This is a genomic window from Streptomyces sp. YS415, from assembly GCF_023544665.1.
Taxonomy (GTDB): Bacteria; Actinomycetota; Actinomycetes; order Streptomycetales; family Streptomycetaceae; genus Streptomyces.
In genome coordinates this window covers 230,116-254,558 of record NZ_JAMJFL010000008.1, presented here as the reverse complement: position 1 = coordinate 254,558, position 24,443 = coordinate 230,116, and the positions used below count along the sequence as shown (strand labels likewise).

20 protein-coding genes, 1 tRNA gene and 3 pseudogenes are annotated in these 24,443 nt (G+C 72.7%); 15 read left to right on the top strand and 9 right to left on the bottom strand.

The annotated features are described in order from the left end of the window. The gene (frc, locus tag M8H82_RS13235; protein WP_250073377.1) at positions 1 to 1,242 is read right to left on the bottom strand and encodes a formyl-CoA transferase; all 1,242 of its coding nucleotides are present in this window, start codon (positions 1,240 to 1,242) and stop codon (positions 1 to 3) included. 10 nt (positions 1,243 to 1,252) lie between these two features. Further along, entirely contained in the window at positions 1,253 to 2,935 is a 1,683-nt protein-coding gene (locus tag M8H82_RS13230; RefSeq protein WP_250073376.1) for a thiamine pyrophosphate-binding protein, read from the bottom strand. A 143-nt stretch (positions 2,936 to 3,078) separates the two neighbouring features. Between M8H82_RS13230 and sucC the strand changes: the two genes are divergently transcribed. From sucC to M8H82_RS13205, 5 genes are all read left to right on the top strand, one after another. Beyond that, positions 3,079 to 4,209 carry an ADP-forming succinate--CoA ligase subunit beta gene (gene sucC / locus M8H82_RS13225; protein WP_250073374.1) on the top strand — a complete coding sequence of 377 codons (1,131 nt, stop codon included), beginning with the start codon at positions 3,079 to 3,081 and terminating at the stop codon, positions 4,207 to 4,209. Positions 4,210 to 4,223: 14 nt separating this feature from the next. Beyond that, positions 4,224 to 5,108: a succinate--CoA ligase subunit alpha gene (gene sucD / locus M8H82_RS13220; RefSeq protein ID WP_250073373.1), complete on the top strand. Its 885-nt coding sequence runs from the start codon at positions 4,224 to 4,226 to the stop codon at positions 5,106 to 5,108. A 195-nt stretch (positions 5,109 to 5,303) separates the two neighbouring features. Beyond that, positions 5,304 to 6,845 (top strand): aldehyde dehydrogenase family protein, encoded by a 1,542-nt coding sequence (locus M8H82_RS13215; protein WP_250073372.1) that lies wholly within the window; start codon positions 5,304 to 5,306, stop codon positions 6,843 to 6,845. A 140-nt stretch (positions 6,846 to 6,985) separates the two neighbouring features. Beyond that, positions 6,986 to 7,468 (top strand): MarR family winged helix-turn-helix transcriptional regulator, encoded by a 483-nt coding sequence (locus tag M8H82_RS13210; protein WP_250073371.1) that lies wholly within the window; start codon positions 6,986 to 6,988, stop codon positions 7,466 to 7,468. Positions 7,469 to 7,616: 148 nt separating this feature from the next. Next, a tRNA-Leu gene (locus M8H82_RS13205) sits at positions 7,617 to 7,701 on the top strand. 74 nt (positions 7,702 to 7,775) lie between these two features. Here M8H82_RS13205 and M8H82_RS13200 read toward each other — a convergent pair. The 5 genes and pseudogenes from M8H82_RS13200 to M8H82_RS13180 form a co-directional block, all read right to left on the bottom strand. Further along, positions 7,776 to 9,030 (bottom strand): annotated as a pseudogene (locus M8H82_RS13200) (hypothetical protein). Further along, positions 9,027 to 10,190 (bottom strand): dolichyl-phosphate beta-glucosyltransferase, encoded by a 1,164-nt coding sequence (locus M8H82_RS13195; RefSeq protein ID WP_250073422.1) that lies wholly within the window; start codon positions 10,188 to 10,190, stop codon positions 9,027 to 9,029. Before M8H82_RS13195 ends, M8H82_RS13200 begins: the two are co-directional and overlap by 4 nt. 126 nt (positions 10,191 to 10,316) lie before the next feature. Continuing rightward, complete coding sequence (locus tag M8H82_RS13190; protein ID WP_250073369.1) at positions 10,317 to 10,823, bottom strand: hypothetical protein; 507 nt, start codon at positions 10,821 to 10,823, stop codon at positions 10,317 to 10,319. A 10-nt stretch (positions 10,824 to 10,833) separates the two neighbouring features. Beyond that, positions 10,834 to 11,340, bottom strand: coding sequence for a SigE family RNA polymerase sigma factor (locus tag M8H82_RS13185; protein ID WP_250073368.1), 507 nt, complete (start codon positions 11,338 to 11,340; stop codon positions 10,834 to 10,836). Positions 11,341 to 11,512: 172 nt separating this feature from the next. Beyond that, a complete protein-coding gene (locus tag M8H82_RS13180; protein ID WP_250073367.1) occupies positions 11,513 to 12,265 on the bottom strand; it encodes a CDP-alcohol phosphatidyltransferase family protein in 753 nt (250 codons plus the stop codon). A 107-nt stretch (positions 12,266 to 12,372) separates the two neighbouring features. Here M8H82_RS13180 and M8H82_RS13175 point away from each other — a divergent pair, with 107 nt between their 5' ends. The 5 genes and pseudogenes from M8H82_RS13175 to M8H82_RS13155 form a co-directional block, all read left to right on the top strand. Further along, a complete protein-coding gene (locus M8H82_RS13175) occupies positions 12,373 to 13,353 on the top strand; it encodes a dehydrogenase (RefSeq protein ID WP_250073365.1) in 981 nt (326 codons plus the stop codon). A 114-nt stretch (positions 13,354 to 13,467) separates the two neighbouring features. After that, positions 13,468 to 13,866 (top strand): 6-carboxytetrahydropterin synthase, encoded by a 399-nt coding sequence (locus M8H82_RS13170; RefSeq protein ID WP_250073364.1) that lies wholly within the window; start codon positions 13,468 to 13,470, stop codon positions 13,864 to 13,866. Further along, entirely contained in the window at positions 13,863 to 15,044 is a 1,182-nt protein-coding gene (locus M8H82_RS13165) for a glycosyltransferase family 4 protein (RefSeq protein ID WP_250073362.1), read from the top strand. Before M8H82_RS13170 ends, M8H82_RS13165 begins: the two co-directional genes overlap by 4 nt. Continuing rightward, a pseudogene (locus M8H82_RS13160) lies at positions 15,041 to 16,054 on the top strand (methyltransferase domain-containing protein); the annotation flags it as partial. The gene M8H82_RS13165 and the pseudogene M8H82_RS13160, both read left to right, overlap by 4 nt. A 188-nt stretch (positions 16,055 to 16,242) precedes the next feature. Further along, positions 16,243 to 17,196 (top strand): annotated as a pseudogene (locus M8H82_RS13155) (lysylphosphatidylglycerol synthase transmembrane domain-containing protein); the annotation flags it as partial. Positions 17,197 to 17,258: 62 nt separating this feature from the next. Here the strand turns inward: M8H82_RS13155 and M8H82_RS13150 are convergent. Next, positions 17,259 to 18,008 (bottom strand): creatininase family protein, encoded by a 750-nt coding sequence (locus tag M8H82_RS13150; RefSeq protein ID WP_308293253.1) that lies wholly within the window; start codon positions 18,006 to 18,008, stop codon positions 17,259 to 17,261. 50 nt (positions 18,009 to 18,058) lie between these two features. Here M8H82_RS13150 and ribA point away from each other — a divergent pair, with 50 nt between their 5' ends. From ribA to M8H82_RS13125, 5 genes are all read left to right on the top strand, one after another. Next, positions 18,059 to 18,718, top strand: coding sequence for a GTP cyclohydrolase II (gene ribA / locus M8H82_RS13145; protein WP_250073420.1), 660 nt, complete (start codon positions 18,059 to 18,061; stop codon positions 18,716 to 18,718). 33 nt (positions 18,719 to 18,751) lie between these two features. Then, positions 18,752 to 19,723, top strand: a complete 972-nt coding sequence (locus tag M8H82_RS13140; RefSeq protein WP_250073360.1) for an ornithine cyclodeaminase family protein — start codon at positions 18,752 to 18,754, stop codon at positions 19,721 to 19,723. 106 nt (positions 19,724 to 19,829) lie between these two features. Further along, positions 19,830 to 20,969, top strand: a complete 1,140-nt coding sequence (locus tag M8H82_RS13135; protein ID WP_308293252.1) for an FAD-binding oxidoreductase — start codon at positions 19,830 to 19,832, stop codon at positions 20,967 to 20,969. Next, positions 20,966 to 22,018, top strand: a complete 1,053-nt coding sequence (locus M8H82_RS13130; RefSeq protein ID WP_250073358.1) for a saccharopine dehydrogenase — start codon at positions 20,966 to 20,968, stop codon at positions 22,016 to 22,018. Before M8H82_RS13135 ends, M8H82_RS13130 begins: the two co-directional genes overlap by 4 nt. Beyond that, a complete protein-coding gene (locus M8H82_RS13125) occupies positions 22,011 to 23,165 on the top strand; it encodes a saccharopine dehydrogenase family protein (RefSeq protein ID WP_250073357.1) in 1,155 nt (384 codons plus the stop codon). The genes M8H82_RS13130 and M8H82_RS13125 overlap by 8 nt, the downstream gene beginning before the upstream one ends. Here the strand turns inward: M8H82_RS13125 and M8H82_RS13120 are convergent. Continuing rightward, complete coding sequence (locus M8H82_RS13120; RefSeq protein ID WP_250073355.1) at positions 23,155 to 24,387, bottom strand: serine hydrolase; 1,233 nt, start codon at positions 24,385 to 24,387, stop codon at positions 23,155 to 23,157. The two genes, M8H82_RS13125 and M8H82_RS13120, sit on opposite strands and share 11 nt — an antisense overlap. Between the last annotated feature and the right edge of the window lie 56 nt (positions 24,388 to 24,443).

The following is a 24,443-nucleotide window of genomic DNA, read 5'->3' as shown; positions in this document are numbered from 1 at the left end:
TCAGATCACTCCGTTCGACTTGAGCAGGCGCAGCTCCTCGTCGCCGAGGCCGAGCTCGCCGATGAAGACCTCTTCGTTGTGCTGGCCGAGCAGCGGTGAACCGGTCACCTCCACCGGGGAGTCGGACAGCTTCAGCGGGCTGCCGACGGTCACGAACTCGCCGCGCTCGGGGTGCGGCACGGTGACGACCATCTCGTTGTCGACCAGCGAGGCGTCCTCGATGATCTCCTTGGTGGACAGGATCGGACCGCACGGGATGTTGTGCGCGTTCAGCCGCTCCAGCACCTCCCACTTGGGCAGGGTCGAGGACCACTCCTCGATCAGCTGGAACATCTTGTTCAGCTTGGGCAGCCGGGATTCCGGCGTCGCCCACTCGGGGTCCTCCGCGAGTTCGGGCCGGCCGATGAGTTCGCTGATCGGCTGCCAGCCGACGGGCTGCACGATGACGTACACGTAGTCGTTCGGGCCGCCCGGCGCGCACTTGACCGCCCAGCCCGGCTGGCCGCCGCCGGAGGCGTTGCCGGAACGGGGAACCTCCGTGCCGAAGTCGTCGTTGGGATATTCAGCGAGTGGGCCATGGGCCAGGCGCTGCTGGTCGCGCAGCTTCACCCGGCAGAGGTTGAGCACCGCGTGCTGCATGGCCACGTTCACCCGCTGACCACGCCCGGTCGTCTCGCGCTGGAACAGCGCCGCGAGGATCCCGGCCACCGCGTGGACGCCCGTGCCCGAGTCCCCGATCTGGGCCCCCGTCGCCAGCGGCGGCCCGTCCTCGAAGCCGGTGGTCGACATCGACCCGCCCATGGCCTGCGCGACGACCTCGTACGCCTTGAAGTTGGTGTACGGGCCCTCGCCGAACCCCTTGATGGAGGCATAGACGATCCGTGGATTGATCTCCTGGATGCGGTCCCAGGTGAACCCCATCCGGTCGACCGCGCCCGGACCGAAGTTCTCGACCATGACGTCGGAGCGCCGGATCAGTTCGGTGAGGAGTTCCTTGCCGCGCTCGGTCTTGGTGTTGAGGGTGATGCTCCGCTTGTTGCAGTTGAGCATCGTGAAGTAGAGCGAGTCGACGTCGGGAAGGTCGCGCAGCTGCTTGCGCGTGATGTCACCGGTCGGCGCCTCCAGCTTGACGACGTCCGCGCCGAGCCAGGCGAGCAGCTGGGTCGCGGAGGGCCCGGACTGGACGTGCGTCATGTCCAGGACGCGGATGCCTTCGAGTGCCTTGCTCGGCGTTCCTGTCATGGGAGCCACCTCACTTGTACATCGTCTGGTTCATGGTTCCGGGGGCGTACGCGTCCGGGTCGACCCAGACGTTGATCAGCGAGGGCTTCCCGGACTCGCGGGCGCGCCGGAGCGCGGGGCCGATGTCGGCGGGGTCGCGGACCTCCTCGCCGTAACCGCCCAGCATCTGCGCGAACTTGTCGTAGTGGACGTCGCCGAGGGTGTTGCCGACACGTTCGCGGGCCTCGCCGTACTTGGCCTTCTGGCCGTAGCGGATCTGGTTCATGGAGGAGTTGTTGCCGACGATGCCGACGAAGGGGAGGTCGTAGCGGACGAGGGTCTCGAAGTCCCAGCCGGTGAGGGAGAAGGCGCCGTCGCCGAAGAGGGCGACCACCTCCTTGTCGGGACGGGCCTGCTTGGCCGCGAGGACGAAGGGCACGCCGACGCCGAGGGTGCCGAGCGGCCCCGGGTCCATCCAGTGGCCGGGCGACTTGGGCTGCACGACCTGACCGGAGAAGGTGACGATGTCGCCGCCGTCGCCGATGTAGATGGAGTCCTCGGTGAGGAAGTCGTTGATCTCGCTCACCAGCCGGTAGGGGTGGATGGGGGAGGCGTCCGAGCGCAGGTGCGGCAGCCGCTTGTCGAGCGCGGTCCGTTCGGCCGAGCGCAGTTCGTCCAGCCACTCCTTGCGCTTGGCGGCACCGCCGTTCAGGCGCCCGGAGGCGGCCTCGGTGACCGCCTTGAGCACCAGCCCGGCGTCGCCGACGATGCCGAGGTCGATGTCGCGGTTCTTGCCGACGGTCCGGTAATCGAGGTCGATCTGCACGACGGTCGCGTCCGGCGACAGCCGCTTGCCGTAGCCCATGCGGAAGTCGAAGGGCGTACCCACGATGACGATGACGTCGGCGCCCGAGAAGGCGTACCGGCGCGAGAGCTGGAAGTGGTGCGGGTCGCCCGGCGGCAGGGTGCCGCGGCCGGCGCCGTTCATGTAGGCGGGGATGTTGAGGGTGCGGACCAGCTCGATGGCCGACTCGGTGCCGCGGGTGGTCCACACCTGGCTGCCCAGCAGGATCGCCGGCTTCTCGGCGTGCACGAGAAGGTCGGCGAGCTTCTCGATCGCCTCGGGGTCACCGGCGGAGCGGGTCGAGGCGCGGTAGGCGCCGGGCCGGGGCACCCGGGCCTTGGCGGCCGGCACCTTGGCGTCGAGGACGTCCCGCGGGATCTCCAGGAAGGAGGGCCCGGGCGCGCCGTGGTAGCACTCACGGAACGCCATGGACACCATGTCCGCCGCGCGTGCCGTGTCCGGTACGGCCGCCGCGAACTTGGTGATCGGGGTCATCATGTCGACGTGCGGGAGGTCCTGGAGGGACCCCATCTTGTGCTGGGTGAGCGCTCCTTGGCCGCCGATCAGCAGCATCGGGGACTCGGCGCGGAAGGCGTTGGCGACGCCGGTGACGGCGTCGGTCGTACCGGGCCCCGCGGTGACGACGGCGCAGCCGGGCTTGCCGGTGATGCGGGCGTAGCCGTCGGCGGCGTGCGCGGCGACCTGCTCGTGGCGTACGTCGACGACCTCGATGCCCTCGTCGACGCAGCCGTCGTAGATGTCGATGATGTGGCCGCCGCACAGGGTGTAGATGCGCTCGACGCCCTCGGCCTTGAGGGCCTTGGCTACAAGATGACCACCGGAAATGACGTCCTGGGTGTCGTCGGGCATGGCGAAGTCCTGTCCCTTCGTAGGGGGTTGGAACGCTCTCGCGGTACATTGCATACAGTCGACGAATACTGTATGAAGCTTGTTATCCCGCATCCGGTGGGTGGTGTCCAGGGGGCGTGCGGCACTTTGAGTCAGGAGCCGGTATGGACCTGTACGAGCACCAGGCAAGGGAACTCTTCGAAGAACACGGCATCTTGGTGCCCAGGGCCGAGGTCACGGACTGTGCGAAGCAGGCGCGCGAGATCGCCCGTCGGCTCGGCGGCCGTGTCGTCGTCAAGGCGCAGGTGAAGACGGGCGGGCGTGGCAAGGCGGGCGGAGTGAAGCTCGCCGCGGACCCGGCCGCCGCGGAACTGACGGCCCGCCAGATCCTGGGCATGGACATCAATGGCCACCGCGTCGGCACGGTGATGCTGGCCCAACCCGTGGACATCGAGGCGGAGTTCTACGTCTCCTTTGTCCTCGACCGTGCGGCCGGCCGCTTCCTCGCCATCGCCTCCGCCGAGGGTGGAATGGATATCGAGGAGGTCGCCGCCACCAGGCCGGAGGCGGTGGCCCGCGTCCCCGTCGACCCGGCCGAGGGCGTCACCTCGGCGAAGGCCGGCGAGATCGCCGCGGCGGCCGGACTCCCCGCGCAGACCGTCGACGTCCTCCTGCGGTTGTGGGAGGTACTGGTCCGCGAGGACGCCGTGCTCGTCGAGGTGAACCCCCTCGTCCGCACGAGACAGGGCCGCATCCTGGCCCTAGACGGCAAGGTGACCCTCGACGACAACGCCGGTTTCCGGCAGGCACGGTGGGGCGCCGAAGCCGAGGCGCACGACGATCCGCTGGAGGCGGCCGCCGCCGCCAAGGGCCTCAACTACGTCAAGCTCGACGGCGAGGTCGGCATCATCGGCAACGGCGCCGGCCTGGTGATGTCCACGCTCGACGTGGTCGCCGGCTGCGGTGCCCGCCCCGCCAACTTCCTCGACATCGGCGGCGGCGCCTCGGCCCGGATCATGGCCGACGGGCTCTCGGTGATCCTCTCCGACCCGGCCGTGAAGTCGGTCCTCGTCAACGTCTTCGGCGGCATCACCGCCTGCGACGCGGTCGCCGACGGCATCGTCAAGGCCCTGGACGAGGTGCGGCTGACCAAGCCGCTCGTCGTACGCCTCGACGGCAACAACGCGGCACGTGGCCGCGCCATCCTCGACGAGCACGCCCATCCGCTGGTCGAGCAGGCCGCCACCATGGACGGCGCCGCCGCCCGGGCCGCCCGACTCGCCACCTCGGCCTAAGGAGACGGGACACCATGGCGATCTACCTCACCCAGGACAGCAAGGTCCTCGTCCAGGGCATGACCGGCGGCGAGGGCATGAAGCACACCCGGCGCATGCTCGCGGCCGGCACCGACGTCGTCGGCGGCGTCAACCCCCGCAAGGCGGGCCGCACCGTCGACTTCGACGACCGTGCCGTCCCCGTCTTCGGCTCGGTCGCCGAAGGCATGGCGGAGACCGGCGCGGACGTCAGCGTCGTCTTCGTGCCGCCCGCCTTCGTCAAGACGGCCGTCACCGAGGCCGCCGACGCCGGAATCGGCCTCGCGGTCGTCATCACCGAGGGCATCCCGGTGCACGACACCGTCGCCTTCACCACGTACGCACGACGCGAGGGCACCCGGGTCATCGGCCCCAACTGCCCGGGGCTGATCACCCCCGGCCAGTCCAACGCCGGCATCATCCCCGCCGACATCACCAAGCAGGGCCGCATCGGCCTGGTCTCCAAGTCCGGCACCCTCACCTACCAACTCATGTTCGAGCTGCGCGACATCGGCTTCTCGACCTGCGTGGGCATCGGCGGCGACCCGGTGATCGGGACGACCCACATCGACTGCCTCGCCGCGTTCCAGGAAGATCCCGACACCGACATCGTCGTCCTCATCGGGGAGATCGGCGGCGACGCGGAGGAACGCGCGGCCGCGTACATCCGTGACCACGTCACCAAGCCCGTCGTCGGCTACATCGCCGGATTCACCGCCCCCGAAGGCAGGACCATGGGCCACGCCGGCGCCATCGTCTCCGGCTCCTCCGGTACGGCGGCGGCGAAGAAGCAGGCCCTGGAGGCCGCCGGAGTGCGGGTGGGCAACACCCCGACGGAGACCGCGAGGCTCGTGCTCGCGCGGCTCGACGAACAGCGGTAGTCCGGCGCAGGCGCCTCGGGTGTCTCGACGAGCGTCCGCAGTCCGACTCAGGCGCCGACGAGCATCACCGGTCCAGATCGGGCGTCTTGACGAGCATCACCGGTCCAGCTCAGGCGCTTGACGAGCACCTGTGGCCCAGGCGCACCAGACCTTCGCCCCCCGCCCCCGACCGTGCACCGAGAGCGGAGCAACCCCATGGCAACCACCCTCACCCTCAAATCCGGCGCCTCCTGGTCCGAGGCCTGGCAGCGCTGTCTCGCCGTCGCCCCCGAGGCCTTCCGGGACGACCGGGTCCTCAACCTCTGGGCCGGCACCTGGCAGGCCGACGGCCGGGCCCTGCCCGCCACCAGCCCCGTCGACGGGAGCCCCGTCGCGGGCCCGCCCCGCCTGGACCGGGCCACCGCCCACCAGGCCGTACGTGCCGCGCTGGACCAGCACCGCGCCTGGCGGCACCTCCCCCTCGCCGAACGCCGCGCCCGCGTCGCCGCCACCCTCGACTCCCTCACCCAGCACCGCGAACTCCTCGCCCTGCTCCTGGTGTGGGAGATCGGCAAGCCCTGGCGGCTCGCGCAGGCCGACGTCGACCGGGCCATCGAGGGGGTGCGCTGGTACGTCGACGGCATCGAGCCGATGCTCGCCGGCCGGGCCCCGCTGGACGGCCCGGTGTCCAACATCGCGAGCTGGAACTACCCGATGAGCGTGCTCGTTCACGCAGTACTGGTACAGGCACTGGCAGGCAACGCGGTCATCGCCAAGACCCCGACCGACGGCGGCGTCGCCTGCCTCACCCTGGCCTCGGCGCTCGCCGCCCGCGAGGGGATACCCGTCACCCTCGTCAGCGGCAGCGGGGGCGAGCTGTCCCAGGCGCTCGTGCGGGCGCCCGAGATCGGCTGCGTCTCCTTCGTCGGGGGCCGCGACACCGGCGCCGCGGTGGCCACGGCCGTCGCCGACCTCGGCAAACGACATGTACTCGAACAGGAGGGACTCAACACCTGGGGCATCTGGAACCACACGGACTGGGACGCGCTCACCAAGGTCGTGCCCAAGCTCTTCGACTACGGCAAACAGCGCTGCACGGCGTACCCGCGCTTCGTCGTCCAACGCACGCTGTTCGACGAGTTCCTGGCGGCGTACCTCCCGGCGGTGCGCACGCTCAGGGTCGGCCATCCGCTGGCCGTCGAGCACCCCGACGACCCGTACCCGGCCCTGGACTTCGGCCCCCTGATCAACGCGGCCAAGGCCAAGGAGCTGCACGACCAGGTCGCCGAGGCCGTCGACCGGGGCGCCGTGCCACTGCACCGCGGCAGTGCGGCCGACGCGCGCTTCCTGCCCGGCCAGGACACCTCGGCGTACGTCCAGCCCGTCACGCTGCTCAACCCGCCGCCCTCCTCGCCCCTGCACCACGCGGAGCCGTTCGGGCCGGTCGACACCATCGTCCTGGTCGACACCGAGGCCGAGCTGCTGGCCGCCATGAACGCCTCCAACGGCGCCCTGGTCGCCACCCTGTCCACGGACGACCGGTCGGCGTTCGAGCGTCTCGCCCCGCAGATCCGGGCCTTCAAGGTCGGCCATGGCACACCCCGCTCGCGCGGCGACCGCGACGAGCTGTTCGGCGGGTTCGGGGCGTCCTGGCGGGGCGCCTTCGTCGGCGGCGAGCTGCTGGTGCGCGCGGTGACGCACGGGCCGCCGGGGGAGCGCCTGCCGGGGAACTTCCCGGAGTACCACCTCATGCCGTGAGGCCGGGAGGGAGGGGATGCGGTCGGCATGCGGGACGGGCAGTCCTGAGCGTCGGTATGACAGGAGATGCGGGGGCATGCCAGGAGATCGGGGCGGGGGATGACCGGGTAGGGGCGGAAGCTGATCGCTACAGTCTGCGCATGGTCCGTGACGAACCTCCCGCGTCTCCCGAGCCGCGGCCCGACGCTCGCCAGGACACCCGTCTCGGTCACCTCCTCCGGCTCGCGCAGACCAAGCTGGCCCGGACCTCCGCTCAGGCGCTGGCTCCGTACGGCGTGGACCGGCACGAGCTGGCGGTGCTCGCGGTGCTGTCCGGCGCGCGTCCGCTGTCTCAGGTGGAGGTGGCGGGCCGGCTGGGCGTCGACCGCACCACCATGGTGGCGCTGATCGACGGCCTGGAGGATCACGGCCTGGTCGCCCGGCGGCGCAGCACCCGGGACCGGCGCAAGAACATCGTCGAGCTGACGGCCGAGGGGGAGGAGTGCTACCGGCAGGCCGAGCAGGCCCGCCGCTCGGCCGAGCGCAGCTTCCTGGCCCCCCTGGACGAGCGGACCGCCGCCACGCTGCTGCGCGCGCTGCACCTGCTGACCTGGGAGGACCACGCCACGGACACCCCAGGGTGAGCAGGGCATCGCTCCTGGTGAAACCTTCCGCCGGAGGCTCCGCCCGGGCCTCCGTCCGCCGGATATGCACGTGAGGGCCACTCCGAAACCTTGGTATTGTTGTCCCTGTCGCCGCGGGGAACACCCCCGGCAAGGCGGCAGACACCTGGTCCGGGTGGCGGAATGGCAGACGCGCTAGCTTGAGGTGCTAGTGCCCTTTATCGGGCGTGGGGGTTCAAGTCCCCCCTCGGACACATCCCAGCTTGTGCGGGTCGAGATCTTCTCGGCCCGCACAAGCTGTTTTCGCACCGGCACCCCGGCCGGCGGGCTACGGCACCCCGAGCTCGAACAGCACGTATCCCGCGTACGACCCGGACGCCACCGCCGCGACGCCGAGGGGCCAACATCATCAGGGGGCTGAGCCGGCGCAGGGCGAAGGCGAGGGGGAGGTAGAGGGGGAACGCCGGCAGCAGGTAGCGGGAGACGTTGGCGAAGATCTGCTGGCTGCCGAGAATCAGCGCCAGCGTGAGCACGGTGTACACCACCAGCGGCGCCGGCGGGCGGTGGCGCAGCAGCAGGCCGAGCATCGTGAGGGCGAGCAGGACCGTGCCCACGCCGACGACGTCCGCGAAGGGGTAGGCGAAGAGGTAGTCGAAGTGACCCACCGGGAGGGACGTGAGGACGTCCAGGGTCTGCTCGCCGTAGTCGAAGGTGTGCGCCCAGGCGCCGTCCTGGAGCTTGAAGTAGCCGCCGTAGTCGCCCATGCGGTGTCCGACCCAGGCCAGATAGCCGAACAGCCCGAGCGGTGCCACGGCCAGGGCGAGCAGCGGTCGTACGACGCCCTCGTCCTGGCGGTGGCGGTGCAGGGCGAGGGCGACGGCGACGCCGAGGGCCGCGATGAGGGCGCCGGCGGTGGGGCGGTTGAGGCCCGCGAGGAAGGTGAGCAGGCCCGCGGTGAGCCAGGCGCGGCTCAGCATGGCGTGGCAGGACCAGGCGGCGAGGGCGACGTAGAGGGAGTCGGAGTAGACCGCCCACTCCACGCCGGAGCCGGGCCACACCGCCCACAGTCCGGCGGCGGCCAGGCCCGCCCGGCGTCCGCCGAGGTGCTCGGCGACCGTGTAGATGCCGAGGGCCGCCGCGAAGGACGCGAGGACGGAGACGAGCAGGCCCGCGCCGTAGGACCCCAGGCCGGTGGTCTCGGAGACCAGGCGCATCAGGGCCGGATAGAGGGGGAAGAAGGCGGCCGAGTTGCCCTCGAGGGTGATCATTCCGGTGGCGCCGGGGACCGGGACGAGGGCGGGGTCGTAGCCGTGCTCGGCGATCTGCCGGTACCACCAGCCGTCCCAGGTGGCGAGCACGTCCCAGGGGTGCGCGCCCCCGCCGAAGCGGTGGTTCTTCTCGCGGAAGTCGCCCGCGGTGTGCAGCAGGGTCAGGAAGACGGTGAAGCCGATCAGCTTCAGGGTGCCGTAGAGGGCGAGGACGGGGCCGTAGCGGGCGGCGGCCTCGCGCAGCGGGTGCCGTGGCGGGACCGCCTCGGTGAGCCGGGCGTTCCAGGCCGGCCGGGTGTCGGTGGTGGCGTTCATCGGGTCCCCTTGCCGAACACCCAGGCGCGGAAGAGCAGGAACCGCAGCAGGGTCGCGGTGAGGTTGGCGGCGACGAGCACGGCGAGTTCCGTGCGCGGCGCGGCGTCCGGTGCCGCGAGGTGCAGGGCGGCGAGCGCTCCGGAGGTGAGCGTCAGGCCCAGGACGAAGACCAGCAGTCCGCGCGCCTGGTGCCGGAGTGCCCCGCCCCTGCCGCGCACGCCGAAGGCGAACCGCCGGTTCGCGGCCGTGTTCGCCACCGCGCACACCAGGAGCGCCAGCGCGTTGGCGGCCTGTGCTCCGGTCGCCGGGCGCAGGGCGGCGTAGAGCAGCAGGTGGGCGAGGGTGCTGAGGGCGCCGACCAGGGCGAAGCGCAGGAGCTGGGGGAACAGGCCCGGGGGTGAGGTGTCGCGGGGCAGTCTGCCGCGGGCCAGGGCCGTGCCGATCCGGACGATGCCGCGCAGGTCGGCGAGGGCGGTGGGGAGGAGGTCGACACGGCTGTCTGGATCGTCCACCCAGTCGACCGGCACCTCGTGGATGCGCAGTCCGGCCCGTTCGGCGATCACCAGCAGCTCGGTGTCGAAGAACCACTCCTCGTCCCGCACCAACGGCACCAGCCGCTCGGCGACATCGCGCCGTACCGCCTTGAACCCGCACTGCGCGTCGGAGAAGCCGACGGCCAGGGTGGAGCGGAGCAGGGTGTTGTAGCCGCGGGAGAGGAACTCCCGTTTGGGGCCCCGCACCACGCGCGATCCGGGCGCCAGTCTGGTCCCGATGGCGAGGTCCGAGTGCCCGGAGATCAGCGGGGCGACGAGCGGCAGCAACGCGGCCAGCTCGGTCGACAGATCGACATCGACGTACGCCAGGACCGGTGCCGGCGACCGTGACCAGGCCGCCCGCAACGCCCGTCCGCGCCCCTTCTCCTCCAGGCGCAGCCACTGCGCCTCCGGCAGTTCACGGGCGAGCCGGGCGGCGATGCGGGGGGTGGCGTCCGTGCTGGCGTTGTCGGCGACGGTGATCCGGAAGGGGTACGGGAAGCCGGCGCGCAGATGGGCATGGAGCCGCCGCACGCTCTGCTCCAGACCCGCCTCCTCGTTGAAGACGGGGACGACGAGATCGAGAACGGGGGCGAGGGGGTCGACATCGATGGGTCGCCGGGTCATCAGCTGCTCCCGCTGCTTCGTCACTGTCTGTCCTTGTCTGTGCTGTGCCGCAGGGCATGCCGAAGGCAGCCGGGGCGGGGTGTTCCGCAGGTGCGGGCGGGGCGTTCGAGAAGGGGCGGGGCGCGGTCAGGGGGTGGCGGAGGTCTCCGGCGGCGGGTCCGAGGCCGGTTCGGTGGTGGAGGCCGGAGGCGAGGTCAGCTCGGAGGTGTCGGGCGTGGACGTCGGCGGCTCCGACGAGGTGGGGGTGGAGGTGGCGGCGTCCGCGGTGGTGGCCGAGGGCGGCTGCGTCGTCGGCGTGGACGTGGCGGTGTCCGTCGGCGTGGACACCGGTGAGGTGCTCGGCGGCCCGGACGTCGAGGAGGGGGAGTGGTCCGGAGCCGATGTGCTCGGGCTGATGGTGGGCGCCGGACGCGGTGAACTGGGCTCGACGTGCTGGGCTCCGCCGGGCCGCAGCAGCAGGGCGAGCGCGAGCGCGGCCACCGCGAGCACCGATCCGGCGGCGTTGCGGGCCGCCCGCAGCCGGCGCCGGGTCCGTACCGCCTCGTGGAGCCGTTCCCGCTGCCGGGCCTCCAGGGGGCTGTACTCCGCGGAGGAGCGCATCAGGTGGGCGAGTTGCTCTTCGAAGTGGTCCATGACTCCTCCTTCACCCGACCGTTTCGATGACGTCGGACAGGAGGTGCCGCAGCCGGGCGACTCCGCGGGAGGCGTGCGAGCGGGCGGTGCCCACCGGGCAGCCCAGCACGTCGGCGACCTGCCGGTCGGGCAGGTCCTGGTAGTAGCGCAGCACCACGGCGGTGCGCTGCTTGGGGGGCAACTGCGCGAGCGCGGCCTCGAGCCGGGACCGCTCGGCGACGGTGGCGGACACATCGCCCGGCACCGCGGTCTCGGGCAGCTGCTCGACGGGCCGCTCGCCCCACCAGCGCCGCCGTGCCGACCGTGCGGCGGCGCGTGCCATGACCTTGCGGACGTAGGCCTCGGGGGCCTCCTCGCCGACCCTCGCCCAGACGGACCACAGCTTGACCAGGGACTCCTGCAGCAGATCCTCGGCCCGGTGCCGGTCCCCCGCGGTCAGCAGGCGCGCGAGATGGAGCAGCCCCGACCACCGGGCCGCCACGAAAGCGTCGAACTCACCCTCTCGCGCCCGTTGCATCCGCACGTCCCTGCTGTCGCCGGTCACCTACACCTGTGAGAAGGCCCTGGGGCCCCCGGGACGCTGCACTCGGGTCGGGTGATCTGGGCCACATCCGGCACGGGACGCGGCCGGGTTCATCGTGCCGGCCCGCTCCCGGCGGGGTGCAGGCGGCGGTGGTGCTGTCGTCGCGTCAGGCCGCGACCAGTTCCCGCGCCTCCACGCCCGGCTGCAGCCGGGAGGTCCGCCGCAGCCACAGCACATCGCGTCCGAACGACCAGACCAGCGCCGCCAGAGCCGTGGCGACGACACCGAGTTCGACGAGGTGCGGCAGCAGGCCCGAGGCGGCCAGCAGCAGGAACACGCCCTGGAGCGCGGCCATCGTCTTGCGGGCGGTGCTCGGCGGCAGCGCGGCGTTCAGCCACGGCCAGAAGCGGGCGGCGGCGACGAAGCCGTAGCGCATGCCGCCGATCAGCAGCACCCACGGGCCGTGCGCCATCGAGACGTAGACGCTCAGCACCAGGATCAGGAACGCGTCGACCTCCATGTCGAAGCGGGCGCCCAGAGCGGTCGAGGTGCCGGTGCGGCGGGCGACCTTGCCGTCGACGCCGTCCAGGATGAGGGCCACGGCCGTCAGGCCGACCAGGAGGGTGAGCGGCGGCGGGCTCTGGAAGGAGTCCGCGACCAGGGCCGTGACCCCGCCGACCAGGATGGAGCGGCCGAGGGTGACCCGGTTGGCGGGGCCGAAGGAGCGCAGCCGGGAGCGGTGCAGGGCCCGGGAGAGCACCGCCCAGGTGGCGACGGCGAACGCGAGTCCGGTCAGCCAGCCCGCCGGCCCCATGCCGATCGCCGTGCCGAGCAGCGCCAGCACCAGGATCTGCACGCCCGCTCCGAGCGCCGTCTCCTGCTGGACCAGCCTCGCGTCATACGTGTTGTTCAGGGCCACCGAACATCCTCCGGCCGTGTGACAGAGTCGATCAACGCCGCGTACTGTGCGCGGCCTGTGCACACCTCGGTACGTGAAGTACTTCCCGATCGTTCAGGAGGATGCGGATGACGCCACCCGCACGCGCGTTCTGGCTCAGCAGTCCGGGTGAAGGGGAGATCCGGGAGGTCACCCTTCCGGCCCCGGCCGAGGGGGAGGTACTGGTGCGCGCCCTGTACTCCGGGGTGAGCCGCGGCACCGAGACCCTGGTCTTCCGCGGCGGCGTCCCCGAGAGCCAGCACGCGGCCATGCGGGCGCCGTTCCAGGAGGGCGACTTCCCGGCGCCGGTCAAGTACGGCTACCTCAGCGTGGGTGAGGTCGAGGAGGGCCCCGCGGACTTCGTCGGCGCCACCGTCTTCTGCCTCTACCCGCACCAGACGCGGTACGTCGTCCCGGTCACCGCCGTCACGCGGGTGCCCGACGGCGTGCCCGCCGGACGGGCCGTCCTCGCCGGCACCGTGGAGACCGCCGTCAACGCGCTCTGGGACGCGGCGCCGCTGATCGGCGACCGGATCGCGGTGGTCGGCGGCGGCATGGTCGGCTGCTCGGTGGCCGCGCTGCTGGCCCGCTTCCCCGGCGTACGGGTGCAACTGGTGGACGCCGATCCGGCGCGCGCGAAGACCGCCGAGGCGCTCGGCGTGGACTTCGCGCTGCCGCGGGACGCGCGCGGGGAGTGCGACCTCGTCGTGCACGCCAGCGCCACCGAGCAGGGCCTCGCCCGCTCCCTCGAACTGCTGTCCGCCGAAGGCACGGTCCTCGAACTGAGCTGGTACGGCGACCGGCCCGTCACCCTGCCGCTCGGCGAGGCTTTCCACTCCCGGCGGCTCGTCATCCGCAGCAGCCAGGTCGGCACCGTCTCCCCGGCCCGCCCCGGCCGCACCTACGCCGACCGGCTCGCCCTCGCCCTCGAACTCCTGGCCGACCCGGCGCTCGACGCTCTCGTCACCGGGGAGAGCGCGTTCGAGGAGTTGCCTGAGGTGCTGCCGAGGCTCGCGTCCGGGGAGATCCCGGCACTGTGTCACCGCGTGCGGTACGGGACGAGCGCCTGACCTGAGAAAAGAGTGAGAGTCGGCTGAACAACGGGAAGCGAAGAGCCGTACTACTCCACATCCCCGGCAACGATCAGCCGGGGATCAGACGCGCCGCACCTGGAGGGTCGTCCGTTGTTCAGCATCACCGTTCGCGATCACATCATGATCGCCCACAGCTTCCGCGGCGAGGTCTTCGGACCCGCGCAGCGCCTCCACGGAGCGACATTCCTGGTGGACGCCACGTTCCGGCGCGAGCAGCTGGACGAGGACAACATCGTCGTCGACATCGGGCTCGCCACCCAGGAACTGGGCGCCGTCGTCGCCGACTTGAACTACCGCAACCTCGACAACGAACCCGACTTCGCCGGGATCAACACCTCCACGGAGTTCCTGGCCAAGGTCATCGCCGACCGGCTCGCCGAGCGGGTGCACAAGGGAGCGCTCGGCGAGGGCGCCAAGGGCCTGGCCGGACTCACCGTCACCCTGCACGAGTCGCATGTCGCCTGGGCGAGTTACGAGCGTGCCCTGTGACCGACCTGACGGTGGACCGGGCCCGGCTCGCCTATGTGCCCGTGCAGAACCCCGCCCTGAAGAACGCCGAGATCGTCCCCATGTCCCTGCGCTCCGTGCACTTCGTCCTGCCGGGCGGCGTCGACGACCCGGCCGCGCCGAGCGGCGGCAACGCCTACGACCGCCGGGTGAGTCTGGACCTGCCCGGCTTCGGCTGGCAGGTCCATCAGCACGCCGTGGCGGGCGAGTGGCCCCGGCCCGGTGCGGCGGCACGTGCGGAACTGGCGCGTACGCTGCGCGAGTTGCCGGACGGCACGGTGGTGCTGCTCGACGGGCTCGTCGCGTGCGGGGTGCCCGAGGTCGTCGTACCCGAGGCGGAGCGGCTGCGGATCGCGGTGCTGGTGCACCTTCCGCTGGGCGACGAGACGGGTCTTGCGGCCGGGACCGCCGCCGAGCTGGACGCCCGGGAGCGCACGGTGCTGCGGGCGGTGCCGGCCGTCGTCGCCACCTCCGACTGGGCGGTCCGGCGCCTCGTCTCCCACCACGGACTCGCCCCCGAACGGGTCCATGTCGCCACCCCCGGCGCCGACATCGCCCCCCTGGCCTCCGGCACCGACGGCGTCTCCCGGCTGCTGTGCGTGGCCGCGGTGACCCCCCGCAAGGGACAGCACCGGCTGGTCGAGGCGCTGGCGGCGGTGACCGACCTGCCCTGGACCTGCGTCTGCGTGGGCGGCCTCGGCCAGGACCCGGAGTACGTGGCCGGACTGCGGGCCCTGATCCGCGAGCACGGCCTGGAGGACCGGCTGGTGCTGGCGGGACCGCAGGCCGGCGCCGAACTCGACGCCAGCTACGCCGCCGCCGACCTGATGGTCCTCATGTCCTACGCCGAGACCTACGGCATGGCGGTGACCGAGGCGCTGGCGCGCGGCATCCCGGTCCTGGCGACGGACGTCGGCGGGCTGCCCGAGGCCGTCGGGCGCGCACCCGACGGCGGGGTGCCTGGCATCCTCGTCCCGCCGGAGGACCCCGCCGCCCTCGCCGCCGAACTGCGCGGCTGGTTCGGCGAGGCGGACGTACGACGACGCCTGAAGGCGGCCGCCCGGGGCCGCCGGGCCGCCCTCGACGGCTGGGCGACCACGGCCCGCAGCCTGGCCGCGGTACTGGGCCGGCTGTCGAACGAACCCAGGAGGGCGGCATGAGGGACACGGCACCGACACAACGGCCGGGACTCGGCATCGGCACGGCCACGGACCGGGAAGACCCGGCCGGCCTGGACGCGGCCTCCGCGGACGGCTGCCGCACCGCGGATCCCGTGGGGCTGGTGATTCCCGGGGCGGGTCCCGGCGAACGCCCCACCCTCAGGCTGCGGGACTCCGGCCCGGAGGAACCCTCGCGCTACGCCCCCGAGTGGCTGGAACTGCGCGAAGGGCCCGACGGGGCCGCGCGGGCGGACGTACTGCTCGATCCGCTGCGGGTCCGGCTCGCCGAACTGCCGGGCGGAACCGACGGTTCGGTCATCCACGACCTGGGCTGCGGCACCGGCTCGATGGGCCGCTGGCTCGCGCCCCGCCTCGCCGGTGCCCAGCACTGGATCCTGCACGACCGCGACCCCTACCTGCTGCACTTCGCCGCCGCTGCCTCCCCGCGCGCCGCCGCCGACGGCAGCAGGGTCACCGTCGAGACCCGCCGCGGCGACGTCGCCCGGCTCACCCCGGAGAGTTTCACCGGTGCCTCGCTGGTGACGGCGTCCGCGCTGCTCGACGTCCTCACCCGGGAGGAGGTCGAGACCCTCGTCGCCGCCTGCACCGGCGCCGGCAGCCCGGCGCTGCTCACCCTGTCGGTCGCGGGACGCGTGGAACTCAGTCCCTCCGACCCGCTGGACGGCGAGATCGCCGAGGCGTTCAACGCCCACCAGAAGCGCGGCGACCTGCTCGGTCCGGACGCGATCACGGTGGCGTGCGAGGCGTTCTCCGCACGCGGCGGCACGGTCCGCGTCCACCCGAGCCCCTGGCGGCTCGGCGCCGACGAGTCCGCGCTCACGGCGCAGTGGCTGCGCGGCTGGGTCGGCGCGGCCGTGGAACAGCGACCGGAACTGCGCGGCCCGGCCGAACGCTATCTCCGCGAGCGCCTGGCGGCGTGCGCGGCGGGCGAGTTGCGGGTCGTGGTCCACCACAGCGACGTACTGGCGCTGCCTCGTACGACGGATGGGGTGCACGAGAGCGACCTGCTGGCGCTGCCTCATACGACGGACGGGGTCCGTGACAGCGAGCTGCCGGCGCTGGACCGCACCCCGGACGAGGTCAGCGACAGCGACCTTCAGGCGCTGCCCCGCACCTCGGACGGGGATGGCGACAGTGACCTCCCCGTGCAGCCCCGCACCACGGACGGGGCGACGTCGTGAGCGCGGAGGCGGTGGGGGCGCTCGCCGTGCAGGTGCGCACGGCGACACGGCCCACGTCCCTGTCGGTCCCGGTGGCCGCCACCGCCTCGCCCGCCGAGGCCTCCCGCTCCCGGCCGCGCAGGAGCAACCTCCGCGCCCACCTCGGCACGGCGGCGGGCCTCGCCATCCTCGCCGTCCTCCTGTGGCGCCTGGGCACCGGAGCCTTCCTCGACGGGCTGCGCCGCATCGACGCGCCGGCCGTGCTCGCGGCCGTCGGGATCGGGGCCGTGACCACCGTGTTCAGCGCCTGGCGCTGGCAGTTGGTGGCGCGGGGGCTGCGGATCCGGCTGCCGCTCGGCGCGGCCGTCGCCGACTACTACCGCGCCCTGTTCCTGAACGCGGCCCTCCCCGGCGGCGTCCTGGGCGATGTGCACCGCGCGGTCCGGCACGGGCGCAGCACCGGGGACCTCGGCCGCGGCGTGCGCTCGGTCGTGCTCGAACGGGCCGCGGGCCAGCTCGCGTTGGTTCTCGTCGGAGCCGTCGTCCTGCTGACCATGCCGTCCCCCGTGCGGGACGAGGCCCGCCACCTCGCGCCGCTGCTCGCGCTCGCCGCCCTCGGCACGCTGGCGGTGCTCCTCGCCCTGCGCCTGAGCCGGCCGCCCTCCCGGCGCCGACGCGTCCTGCGCGACTCCCTCGAAGGGCTGCTGTCGACCCGCAACTGGCCCGGCATCGCCGCCTCATCGGCCGTCGTCCTGGCCGGACACCTCGCCACGTTCGTCCTCGCGGCCCGCGTCGCCGGCGCCACCGCCTCCGTCGCCGTCCTCATGCCGCTGGCCGTGCTCGCCCTGCTGGCGATGAGCCTGCCGCTGAACGTCGGCGGCTGGGGCCCCCGGGAGGGCGTCACCGCCTGGGCGTTCGGCGCCGCCGGGCTCGGCGCGGGCAGCGGACTCGCGGTCGCCGTGGTGTACGGCGTGCTGTGTCTGGCCGCGAGCCTGCCCGGTGCGCTGGTGCTGGTCGCGCGCCGCTGGGCGCCCTACTCTGCGCCCAGCACGGACAAACACGCCGCGAAGGAATCCGAAAGGCTCGCCAGCAGTTCCTTGCCCTTTTCCGCCGAACCCAGCGACGGACGGCCGATGACACCCGAATCGGTATAGGCGGACATACCGAGGGAGAGCAGATGACGCCGGTCGTCCGCGACGAAATCGGAGGTCTCGTATCCGGGCCGCAGCATTTCCGGATGCGTGTGCAGAAGGATGGAGGTCTCAATTTCCCCCGCGTGCATGTCGGTCAGCAGCGAGGTGTCGACCCGGGCCCGTTCCCGCGCCGTTTCCCAGTCCTCAGTGGCCGGGAACAGCGCGATGCGCTCACCGCGCGCGGAGGATTCCTGGACGAGGTTGCCCAGCACGTAGTTCCCGCCGTGTCCGTTGACCACCACCAGGGCTTCCACGCCCGAGCGGCGCAGCGATTCCGCTATGTCCCGTATCACCGCATGAAGGGTCACCGAGGAGATGCTGACGGTCCCCGGCCACGCCGCGTGCTCGTGCGAGCAGGAGATCGTCACCGGAGGGAGGAGGTGCACCGGGTACGCGGCGGCGATCTCCCGTGCCACCGCGCAGGCGACGAGCGTGTCCGTGGCCAACGGCAGGAAAGGGCCGTGCTGTTCGAAGCTGCCGACGGGAAGAACGGCCACCTGCCGTGAGACGCCCGCCCCGCGCGCCCGTACGTCCTCCGTGGTGTCCGCCGGGACCAGACCGTGTGCCGACCGTATTTCCGAACCACTCATCTTTTCACGCCCTTTCGTCTCTGCTTAGGAACCAGATCATGAACCAGATCATGACAGAAAAAGTCGGTGTACTCGGAAAGAAGTCACAGCAGCGCACCGGCGTGGAACGCGTGGTGAATGCGCCGTTGCCCACGGTGTACGGACAATTCAATGCGGTCGGCTACATGGACCACGATCGCGGTGACGAGCAAGTGGCCCTGGTCTACGGCGACATCGGCACCGAGGACGTGCTCACCCGGCTGCATTCGGAGTGCCTGACCGGGGACGCGTTCGGCTCCCAGCACTGCGAGTGCGGTGACCAGCTGGCCTCCGCACTGCGCGCGGTCGCCGCCGAAGGCCGGGGCGTGGTCGTCTACTTGAGAGGGCACGAGGGCCGGGGCATCGGACTGCTCGCCAAGCTGCGGGCGATGGCGCTCCAGGCGGAGGGCCTGGACACCGTGGAGGCCAACCTCGCCCTGGGGCTGCCCGTCGACGCCCGCGACTACGGCGTCGCCGCCCGCATCCTGGACGACCTCGGGGTGCGCAGCGTCCGCCTGCTGTCCAACAACCCCCGCAAGCGGGAGGCGTTGCTGGAGCACGGCATCACGGTCGCCGAGCAGGTCCCGCTGCTCATCCCGCCGTGCGAGAACAACATCACCTACCTGCGCACCAAGCGGGAACGGCTGGACCACCACCTGCCCCATCTGGACGCCGTGGCGCACTGGTCCTGATTCCCGCGAGGGCCGCCCGGACAGGAAGAGGGCATGACCGACGACCTCCTCTTCCTCTCCGGCGACCGGGTGACGCGGCTGCTCTCCTGGGACGCCGCCATCGCCTCGCAGCGCGCCGCCTTCGTCGCCCTCGGCTCCACCGGCGCCGATCTGCCCGGCAAGATCATGCACCCGAGCCGCTTCGACGACAGTGTCGTGTTCGCGTACCTCTCCCGGCTGTCCGCGGACACCGGGGCGGTCGCGAAGATCGGCAGTGTGAATCCCGGCAACGCGGCCGCCGGGCTGCCCGCCGTGCACGCCCTCGTCACCGCACTCGACCCGGTGACCGGCCGCCCGGTCGCGGTCATGGACGGCACCGCCCTCACCACCCTGCGCACGGCGGCGGGCAGCGCCGTCGCCGTCGACGCGCTGGCCACTCCCGGCAGCACGGGTCTCGCCGTCCTCGGCTCCGGCACCCAGGCCCTCGCCCACGTCCGGGCCCTCGCCCGGGTGCGGGAGCTGAAGTCCGTACGGCTGTGGAGCCCGACCGCGCGCAACCGGGCCCGGGCCGCCGAGACCCTGACGGCCGAGCTGGGCATCGCGGTCGAGCCGGTCGGCACCGCCGAGGAGGCCGTCACCGGGGCCGGCCTCGTCGCCGCGTGCACGTTGAGCGCCACTCCGGTGGTGCGCGGGGAGTGGCTGGCCCCGGGCTGCACCGTGGTGAGCGTCGGCTCCTTCGAACCGACCCGTCGCGAGGTCGACGCGGAGGCCGTACGGCGGTCGGCGGCCGTGGTCGTCGACGACCCGGAGACCGCCGCCCACCACGCCGGACCCGTCATGGACGCGCTGGCCGCGGGAGCGCTCACCGCGCAGGACCTGATCCCCCTGGGCGGGGTTCTCACCGGCACCCGCACCGGCCGCGCCGCCCCCGCAGACATCGTCTACTACAACAGCGTCGGCCTCGGCATCCAGGACGCCGCCGCGGCCTGGGCCGTGGTGGACGCGGCGCGGGGGGAGGGGCGGTGAGGCCGGGCGCGGTGGTCGGCGGCGCCCGTGTCGGCCGTGGTGTGCCCGGGGACATCCCGGATCCGCACAACGTCCAAGACGCCGCCCCTACGAAGGAGGCGGGCCGGTGAAGGCGGACGTGGTGGTTGTCGGTGGTGGGGTGATGGGGACGAGCATCGCCTGTGCCCTGGCCCGGGCCGGGGTGCGGGACGTCGTGCTCGTCGAGCGGGACGAACTCGCCGCGGGCTCCACCTCCAAGGCGGCCGGTGGTGTGCGGGCGCAGTTCTCCGACGAGCTCAACATCCGGCTCGGCGCCCGCAGCCTGGAGGCCTTCGACCGGTTCGAGACCGACACGGGGCAGGACATCGGGCTGCACAAGGTCGGCTACCTCTTCCTGCTGTCCACGCCCGAGGAGGTCGCCTCCTTCGAGGCGGGCGTACGGCTGCAGAACTCCCTCGGCGTGCCCAGCCGCATGATCGACCCGGCCGAGGCCCGCCGGCTCTCCCCGCTGATCGTCACGGACGGACTGCTGGCCGCCGCCTACTCGCCCGACGACGGGCACTGCACCCCCGAGTCCGTCGTCCAGGGCTACGCGGCCACCGCCCGCCGGCACGGCGCGACCGTCCTGCGGCACACCGAGGTCACCGGCATCGACCTGCGCGGCAACACCGTCACCGGCGTGCGGACCAGCCGGGGCCGGATCGCCACCGGCACCGTGATCTGCGCGGCCGGCGCCTGGTCCCGCGCCGTCGGCGCGATGGCCGGGGTCGACCTGCCGGTGGAGCCGCTGCGCCGCCAGATCGCGGTCACCGAACCGCTCCCGGCCCTGCCGCCCGGCCTGCCCATGACCATCGACTTCACCACGAGCTTCTACTTCCACGCCGAGGGCCCCGGCCTCCTCGTCGGCATGTCCGACCCCGACGAGCGGCCCGGCTTCGACACCGGCACCCACGACCGCTGGATCCCCCGGCTCTGCGCCGCCATGGAGCGCCGCGCCCCCGGCCTGCTCGACCTGCGCCGCACCGGCGGCTGGGCGGGCCTGTACGAGCAGACCCCCGACCACAACGCCCTGATCGGCGAGGCGACTTCCGTCTCCCGTTTCCTCTACGCGACGGGCTTCTCCGGCCACGGCTTCCTCCAGGGACCCGCCGTGGGCGAGGTCCTGCGCGACCTGTACCTCGGCCGCGTACCCTTCGTGGACGTCAGCCCCTTGAGCGCCGACCGGTTCGCGGCCGACGCCCTGCGCCCGGAGGCCAACCGCGTATGACCGAACTCCATCTGTGGCTGCGACACGAGGTCCGCTCCACCGAGCGGCGCACCCCGATCGTGCCGGCCGACGCGCGACGGCTCGTCGAGAGCGGCATCACGGTGACCGTCGAGGAGTCCCCGCAGCGGATCTTCCCGGCCGAGGAGTACGAGCGCGCCGGCTGCCGCATCGCACCGGCGGGCTCCTGGGAATCGGCGCCGGGCGACGCCGTCGTCGTAGGACTGAAGGAACTCCCGGACGCGCCACAGCTGTTGACGCACCGACATGTATTCTTCGGGCACGCTTACAAGCGGCAGCCCGGCGCCGCCGCGCTCCTCGGCCGGTTCACCGCCGGGGGCGGGGCGCTGTACGACATCGAGTACCTGGTGGACGACGACGGGCGGCGGCTCGCCGCCTTCGGGTTCTGGGCCGGATACCTCGGCGCCGCCCTGGCCGTGCTCCAGCACCGAGGGCGGCTCGCCGCGCCGCTGGTGCCGACCGCCAAGGAGGAGCTGGACGCCCTCCTGCGGGGAGGCGAGGAGTTCACCGCGCTGGTCGTCGGCGCCCTGGGCCGCAGCGGGCGGGGTGCCTGCGAGGCCTTCCGGGCGGCCGGGATCGAGCCGACCCGCTGGGACCTCGCCGAGACCCGCGCACTGGACCGGCCCGCCCTGCTCGCCCACGACGTCATGGTCAACGCCGTCCTCGCCACCAGCCCCGTCCCGCCCTTCCTGCGGGACGCCGACCTCGACGACCCCGCCCGCCGGCTGCGCACCCTCTGCGATGTCACCTGTGACGTCGGCTCGCCCCTGAACGTCCTGCCGGTCTACGACCGCACCACCGACTGGACGGCCCCGGCGCGCCGGCTGCGCGAGCGACCGCCCCTGGATCTGATCGCCATCGACAATCTGCCGTCCCTGCTGCCGAGGGAGGCCAGCACCGACTTCTCGGCAGCGCTGCTGCCCCAGCTGTTGGAGTTCGGGACCGGCGGGGCGTGGGTGCGCAGTCTGGACCGGTTCCACCGGGCCTGCCGGGAAGCCGGAGCCGGGGAAGGGGAGGTCCGCCATGTCTGACCCGGTTCCCGCGAGCGGCACCGTCCACTGGGTCGGCGCCGGCCTGTCCACCGGCAGCGGTCTGGCCCGGCTGTGCGAGACGGCCGAGCGGGTACGGCTGTGGCACCGCACCGAGGACCGCGCCGCCGAGGCCCTGGCCCGGCGCGGCCTGACCGGACGCGCCGAGCCGCGCGCGTACACGCCCGCCGCGCTGGCGGCCGACCTCGCGCCGGGCGATGTCGTCGTGTCGATGCTGCCCGCGCCCGAGCACGCCGGCCTGCTGGCCGCCTGCGTGGCCCGCCGGGCCCACTTCGCGTGCTCCAGCTATGTGTCGGACGCCGTGCTGGAGCGGGTGCCCGCGGCCACCGGGGCCGGTCTGGTCGTCCTCACCGAGGCGGGCCTCGACCCGGGCATCGACCATCTCTTCGCCCACTGCCTGGTCTCCCGCGCCCGGGAGGCGATCGGCGCCGGTACGGCCGCCTCGTACAGCCTGACCTCGTACTGCGGCGGAGTTCCCGCCGAGCCGAACGACTTCAAGTACCGCTTCAGCTGGGCGCCCGCGGGCGTCCTGAACGCCCTGCGCTCGCCCGCCCGTTACCTGGAGGACGGCGCTGAGACCACCGTCGACCGGCCCTGGGAGGCGACCCGGCGGCACCTGGTGGAGGGGGAGGTGTTCGAGGTCTACCCCAACCGCGACAGCGTCCCCTTCGTCGCCCAGTACGCGCTGCCCGCGGAGTGGAAGCCGCGCACCTTCGTCCGCGGCACCCTGCGGCTGGAGGGCTGGCTGCGCGCCTGGGAGCCCGTCTTCGAGGAGCTCGGGCGCGGCGACGACGAGCGCATCGCCGCCCTCGCCCAGGAGCTGGCGGACCGCCACCCCACCACGGACGCCGACCGCGACCGGGTCGTCCTCGCCGTCTCCCTCGACGTGCGCGGCGCGAACGGAGCGACCTGGAGCGGCGGTTACCTGCTCGACCTGGTCGGTGACGAGGAGGAGAGCGCGATGGCCCGCTGTGTCTCCCGGCCCCTCGCGCTCGGCGTCCGCCGCATCCTGGACGGCTCCCTGCCGCCGGGCCTGAGCCGTGCCGCCGAGACGGCGGCACTGTCGGACGAGTGGCTTCGCGAACTGGCCCTGGAGGGGGTGGAGTTCACTCTGCGGGTCAGTCGGTGACGGCCTCGTGCACGAGCCGCTTGAGGTCCGTGAACATCGTGTGGGACGTCTTCGGCCGTACCTGGGTCATGAACTGCACGGTGAGGTCGCGTGTCGGGTCGATCCAGAAGGTCGTGGTCGCCACGCCGCTCCAGCCGTAGGTGCCGAGCCCGGCCGGGGCCCGGGTGCGGGACGGGTCGATGACGACGGAGACGCCGAGGCCGAAGCCGACGCCGTCGTTGCTGGGTTCGTCGTGGGCGGGACGGCTGCCGAAGGAGCGCAGGTCGGCGCCGTCGGGGAGGTGGTTGGAGGTCATCAGGTCGACCGTCTCGGGGGCGAGCAGGCGGGTGCCGTCGAGTTCGCCGCGGCGGCGCAGCAGCTCCATGAAGCGGTGGATGTCATGGGCGGAGGCGGCCAGGCCGCCGCTGCCGGACAGGAACCGGGGGCGGCCGTTGCGCAGCGGAAGCCCGGGGATCGGCGTGATCCCGCCGTCGTCGGTCTCGCCGTACAACTCGGCGAGCCGGTCCGCCTGCGCGTCGGTCACCCGGAAGCCGGCGTCGGTCATGCCGAGCGGGCCGAAGACGCGCTCGGCGAGGAACTCGTCCAGCGGCCGGCCGGAGACCACCTCGATGACCCGGCCGAGGACATTGCTGGCGACCGAGTAGTTCCACTGCGTGCCCGGGTCGAACTGGAGCGGCAGGCTCGCGTACACGTCGACCGTCCGGGCCAGGTCCGAGCCGGGCAGCACCGCCGACTCCAGATTGGCCTCGCGGTACAGGGCGTCCACGGGGTGGCAGTGGTAGAAGGCGAAGGTCAGGCCCGCGGTGTGGGTCATCAGATGGCGGATCAGCAGCGGACCGGCGGCCGGGCGGGTGCGGACGTCGGTACCGGAGCCCTCGACGTACACCCGCGGCTCGGCGAAGGCCGGCAGATGGCGGCCCACCGGGTCGTCGAGCGCCAGCTTCCCCTCCTCCACCAGCAGCAGCGCCGCCACCGCGGTGACCGGTTTGGTCATGGAGTAGATCCGCCACAGGGTGTCCGGCGCGACGGGCCGTCCCGCGGCCAGGTCCCGGTGGCCGTGCGTGGTCAGGTGGGCGACGCGTCCACCACGGGAGACGGCGACCAGGAAGCCGGGCAGCCGCCCTTCGTCGACGTAATGGGCGAAGTGCTGGTCGAGGCGGTCCAGTGCCTTCGGATCCAGACCGGCCTCGGCCGGTTCGACCTCTTGTCGCAGCAGTGCCATCGTTCTCCTCACGAATGCGGGCGTCGAGTGCTCCGGCATACCCAGCCGCAGCGGCC